6 protein-coding genes and 2 pseudogenes are annotated in these 5169 nt (G+C 73.6%); 2 read left to right on the plus strand and 6 right to left on the minus strand.

Features of this window, described 5'->3' with window-relative positions:
* The 6 genes and pseudogenes from AA75_RS27600 to AA75_RS27625 all read right to left on the minus strand — a co-directional run.
* Positions 1-224: pseudogene (locus AA75_RS27600) on the minus strand (hypothetical protein); the annotation flags it as partial.
* A 110-nt stretch (positions 225-334) separates the two neighbouring features.
* Positions 335-1294 (minus strand): ATP-binding cassette domain-containing protein, encoded by a 960-nt coding sequence (locus AA75_RS27605; protein WP_033822992.1) that lies wholly within the window; start codon positions 1292-1294, stop codon positions 335-337.
* Between the two features lie 23 nt (positions 1295-1317).
* A complete protein-coding gene (locus AA75_RS27610; RefSeq protein ID WP_033822993.1) occupies positions 1318-2145 on the minus strand; it encodes an ABC transporter permease in 828 nt (275 codons plus the stop codon).
* A complete protein-coding gene (locus AA75_RS27615) occupies positions 2138-2980 on the minus strand; it encodes an ABC-2 family transporter protein (protein ID WP_233289213.1) in 843 nt (280 codons plus the stop codon). The genes AA75_RS27610 and AA75_RS27615 overlap by 8 nt, the downstream gene beginning before the upstream one ends.
* A 262-nt stretch (positions 2981-3242) precedes the next feature.
* A complete protein-coding gene (locus AA75_RS27620) occupies positions 3243-3545 on the minus strand; it encodes a co-chaperone GroES (protein WP_233289215.1) in 303 nt (100 codons plus the stop codon).
* 217 nt (positions 3546-3762) lie between these two features.
* A complete protein-coding gene (locus AA75_RS27625; protein WP_233289214.1) occupies positions 3763-4113 on the minus strand; it encodes a DUF3618 domain-containing protein in 351 nt (116 codons plus the stop codon).
* A gap of 161 nt (positions 4114-4274) precedes the next feature.
* On the opposite strand from AA75_RS27625, the gene bcp reads away from it, so the two are divergent.
* Both bcp and AA75_RS27635 read left to right on the plus strand, forming a co-directional pair.
* Positions 4275-4751 (plus strand): thioredoxin-dependent thiol peroxidase, encoded by a 477-nt coding sequence (gene bcp, locus AA75_RS27630; protein ID WP_033822996.1) that lies wholly within the window; start codon positions 4275-4277, stop codon positions 4749-4751.
* 197 nt (positions 4752-4948) lie between these two features.
* Positions 4949-5169, plus strand: a pseudogene (locus tag AA75_RS27635) (hypothetical protein); the annotation flags it as partial.

The following is a 5169-nucleotide window of genomic DNA, read 5'->3' on the forward strand; positions in this document are numbered from 1 at the left end:
GGGCCGCCGGCGCCCGGGGGCGGCGGCGCGACCCGGAGCAGGCCCGGGTGGAGCGACGCGAGGCGGGCGAGCTCCGCGCCGCCGCCGGCCGGGCCGTGGGCGACCGCCACCACCTCCAGGCGCCCGGCCCCGAGGGTCTGCCCGGCCAGCGAGGCCAGGGAGTCCGCCAGCCGGGGCGGGGCGTCGCGGACGGCGATCACGACGCTGACATCGGGTACGGTCATCGGTTCCTCACGCGCTGGCAGAGTCACCAGGTGACAACTGCCGCGCCCGGGGCCCGGTTACTGCGCTTCCCCCCAACGGATCAGCGCCGGGCGGCCGGGCCGCGCGGCGGTCACCCGATGACGGCCTCCGCGTACATCCGGGCGATCACGTCCTCGATGGCGGGCTCGCGCACCGACAGGTCGACCAGCGGGTAGCGGGCCGCCACCGAGGCGAGCAGCGGCGCCGCGCTGTCCTGCGCGGGGAAGGCCAGCCACTGGCGCGGTCCCTCGACCCGCACCACCCGGGCGCCGGGCACCTCGATGGCGGGCCGCGGCTCGGCCAGGTCGACCACCAGGGTACGTTCGCTCTCGCCGGCCGCGTGCAGGCCGCCCAGGCCGCCGTCGTACACCACCCGGCCGTGGTCGATCACCATCACCCGGCCGCACAGCTGCTCGATGTCGGTGAGGTCGTGGGTGGTGAGCAGCACGGTGGTGCCGCGGTCGGTGTTGACCTCGCGGAGGAACTCCCGGACCTTGGCCTTGCTGACCACGTCGAGGCCGATGGTCGGCTCGTCGAGGTACAGCACCTGCGGGTCGTGCAGCAGGGCGGCGGCCAGGTCGCCGCGCATCCGCTGGCCGAGCGAGAGCTGCCGGACGGGGGTGTCCAACAGGGCGCCGAGGTCGAGGAGTTCGACGCAGCGGTCCAGGTTGGCCCGGTGGCGGGCGTCGGGGATCCGGTAGATCCGGCGGGCCAGCTCGTACGAGTCGCGCAGCGGCAGGTCCCACCAGAGGGTGGTGCGCTGGCCGAACACCACCCCGATCCGCTGGGCCAACCGGGTGCGTTCGCGGGCCGGGTCCACCCCGGCCACCCGGAGCCGGCCCGAGCTGGGGACCAGGATGCCGGTGAGCATCTTGATGGTGGTGGACTTGCCCGCGCCGTTCGGGCCGATGTAGCCGACGCACTCGCCCGCGTCGACCGTGAAGCTCAGCCCGTCCACCGCGCGGACCTCGCGCTTGACCCGGCGCAGCCGGCCCGCCCTGGTGCGGACCGTGAAGCTCCGCCGGACGTCCTCGAGTTCGATCAGTGCCATGTCCAACTCCTCTGTGGTGAAGGTCAGCTGCCGGTGCCGCGGTAGGCCCGCAGGCCGGCCCGCCAGGCCGCCGCCGCGGCCAGCACGCACAGTGCGGCGGCGAGCGGCGAGGCGTACTGGAAGGCGGCGGGCAGGCCGAGCGGGTCGGGCTTGTCGAGGATCCGCAGCGCGGGCAGCCAGTTGACGAAGGCCAGCGGCAGTCCGAAGACGGTGCCGGCGACCAGCTCCCGGGCGAACACGGTGGGCGGGTACTGCAGCATGGTGGCGCCGCCGTAGGTGAAGGAGTTCTGCAGCTCCTTGGCCTCGTCCCACCAGAACTGCACGCTGGCGCCGCCGATGAAGACGCAGGCGAAGATGACCGTCCCGGCGCAGACCATCATGGGCATCAGCAGCAGCCGGTCCGGGGTCCAGTGGACGTCGAGGCGGCTCAGCGACCAGGCCAGCAGTGCCCCCGCCTGCAGCGGACGGCCGAGGCGGCGCAGCGAGAAGCGTTCCGCGCAGAGCTGGGCGAGCGCCGGTGCGGGCCGGATCAGCACGATGTCCAGGGTGCCGGCCCGGATCCGCTGGCCGAGTGCGTCGATGCTGCCGACCAGCAGGTTGGCCAGGCCCAGCGCGAGGCCCGAGGTGCCGTACAGGAAGGCGAGTTCGGGCAGGGTCCAGCCGCCGAGGGTGTCGGTGTGCCGGAACATCAGCAGCAGCACCACGAAGTCGAGCGAGTTGGTGGCGATGTTGGCGAGCAGCATCAGGGTGAAGGAGATGCGGTACGCCATGATCGAGCGGGTCCACATCGCGGCCACCAGCCACCACGAGCGGACCGACCAGGCGGCCCGCGCGGTCAGGGTCTCAGCCACCCTGGACCACCACCTTGCGGGTGGCCAGCAGCTGGACGCCGCGGCCTGCCGCGAGCAGGACGGCCGCCCAGGCCGCCTGGAAGGCGAGGCCGGTGAGCAGTGCGGTGCCGGTGCGGCGTTCCAGCAGGACGTCGGTGGGCACCGAGATCAGCGCGGCCCAGGGCAGTTCGGCCGCGATCCGGCCGAGTTGGCCGGGGAACAGGGCGAGCGGCAGCAGCATCCCGGAGAAGAACATCGAGACCACCAGCATCACCGCCCGGACGCCCTCCGAGTCGTGCAGCCAGAAGCCGGTCAGCGAGACCAGGAAGCGCAGCCCGAAGCTGACCACGACGGCGAGCAGCACGGAGACCAGGAAGGCCGCCCAGACCGCGGGATCGGCCGGCAGCCGGGTGTCGAAGAGGACCATCCCGGCCAGCGTCGGTACGGCGCCCCGGGCCAGCAGGTGGAAGCCGGCCCGGCCGAGGTCGGTCGCCAGCCACCAGCCCTGGAAGTCCACCGGCCGGTACAGGTCGACGGCGATGTCGCCGGTCCGGAACCGGTCCTGGACGTCGTCCTGGAAGCCGCCGCCCCAGACCGCGACGGTGACCAGCAGCGCCTGGCTGATCCAGATGTAGGTGACGGCCTGCCGGGTGTCGTACCCGCCGAGGCCGGGCCGGGCGTGCCAGAGCGCCAGGAAGGTGTACGCCAGGATGCAGCCGAAGACGGTGTTGGTGAAGGCCCCCGCCAGGGTCGCGGCCCGGTAGGTGGCGTACCGGCGGAAGGCGCCGCGGGCGACCGCGAGGTACAGCCGGGCGGTGCCGCCGCGCACCGCTCCGAGCTGCGCTGTTAACGTCACAATATCTCCTTGTCGACTTATTCTGGCGGACCCGCCCGCCCGGGATGCCGTCACCGCCACCGCCGCACCGGCCGGCGTGCAGGAATGCGCGCATCCGCGAGGGCAGACGGAACGGCTCCGACCGTCGGACCCCGGGGGTGCCCGGGGCAGACGTGCGGAGCTGGTCCGTGGAGCTGTTCAGATGTGGAGATTCAACGTACCGTCACCGGACGCCCGCCGCAGCCGGATTACCGCGGCGGCGCCAGGCGCGGGGACGGCGGCGCTACAGGTACAGGCCGGTCGAGCCTTCGGTGTCACCGAAACGCCCCGCAGCCACCGCATGCAGGTCACGCTCTCGCAGCAGCACGTACGTCGCGCCGCGCACCTCGACCTCCAGCTTGTCCTCCGGGTCGTACAGCACCCGGTCACCGGGCTCGACCGAGCGCACGCTCTGGCCGACGGCCACCGCCTCCGCCCAGGTGCACCTCTTGCTCAGCTCCGCGGTCGCGGGGATCAGGATGCCGCCGGTCGAGCGGCGCTCGCCCTCGCTGCCCTCGGTCTTCACCAGCACCCGGTCGTGCAGCATCCGGATCGGCAGCTTCTCCCCCAGCCGGTCATGGCGGGGCTCATCGTGCTGCACACTCAGCTCGTCGTTCTTGCTCACGCCCCCGACCGTACCCGCCCCGGCCGCCGGGGGCGTGTCCACCCCGGCCGCAGCCGGGCCACGGCACCGCGGCAACACGAGGGCCGGGCGGGTCGCGACCCTCCCGGCCCTGCCGGCCACGCCCCGCGCGGCCCCGCGGTCAGCCCTTGCGGCGCTTACGGGCCGACGCCGCCAGCAGCAGCACCCCGACGCCGACCAGCGCCACCGGGACGATCCGCTCCGGCCGCGGCTGCCCCTTCTCATCGGTGAACTGCGCCTTCACCTGCTCCAGCGCACCGCTCGCGGCGACGTACGCCCGTCCGGCCTTCTGCTCCACCGAGGCCAGCACCTTCGCCTTGGTCTGCGCGGCGATCGTGGTCGGGTGCACCCGCATCGCCAGCTCGTCCAGGGTCGACGCGAGCCGGTCACGGGTCCGGGAGATGTCCGCCTCGATCTGCGCCGTCGACCGGGCCGCCTTGTCCTTCGTGCTCGCCTCGCCCACTCGGGCCACCCCTCTTCTTCCTGCCGTTGTCCGGTACGACAGGGCCAGTCTGTCAGCTCCCCGCCCGGGCCGCGCAGCGCCACCCGCCAACACGCACGGCACCACCCACCAACAGGGGTAGGTTGGCGGTGGCACGACCACCCACTCCACGCACGAGGAGAGATCCACCCGTGAGCGAGCGCCTCCAGGCCGGCGACACCGCCCCCGCCTTCACCCTGTCCGACGCCGACGGCAACCAGGTGTCCCTCGCCGACCACCTCGGCCGCAAGGTGATCGTGTACTTCTACCCGGCCGCCCTCACCCCCGGCTGCACCACCCAGGCCTGCGACTTCACCGACAACCTGGAGGTCTTCGCCGGCGCCGGCTACGACGTCATCGGCGTCTCCCCGGACAGGCCCGAGAAGCTCGGCAAGTTCCGCGAGGCCGAGAACCTCAAGGTCACCCTGGTCGCCGACCCGGACCACACGGTCCTGGAGGCCTACGGCGCGTACGGCGAGAAGCAGAACTACGGCCGCACCTACGTCGGTGTGATCCGCTCCACGATCATCGTGGACGAGCAGGGCAAGGTCGAGCGCGCCCTGTACAACGTCAAGGCCACCGGCCACGTCGCCAAGCTGCTCCGCGACCTCAAGATCGACGCGGGCTGAGCCCGGCACGCCCGACGGCCCACCACCTCGGCGGCTCCCCGGTCCCTCCGGGCGGGCCGCCGAACTGTGTCACCGTCAGGTCCCGGTGGCGTCCGGGAACGGGAATCGCCCGACCGCCGCACCCCGGCCCCCGCTAGCGTGCCGCACAACGGGTCCAGCAGCCCGCCCCAGCCACGCCGCACCCCCGGGAGACCGCCGTGCCGACCCTGCCGACCCTGCCCACCCCGCCGACCCCCGGATCCCGTACCGCCCGCGCGATGCTCGCCGCCGGGGCGCTGGCGACCGCCCTCGCGCTCACCGCCTGCGATCCCGAAGACAGCGGCACCGCGGCCGGGCCGGCCACCCCGACCGCGGCCACTGCCACGGCCACGGCCACTGCCGGGACGTCCGCCACCGCCGCCGCGCCGGGCCGCTCGCC

This window comes from Kitasatospora sp. MBT63 (assembly GCF_000710465.2).
Lineage (GTDB): Bacteria > Actinomycetota > Actinomycetes > Streptomycetales > Streptomycetaceae > Kitasatospora.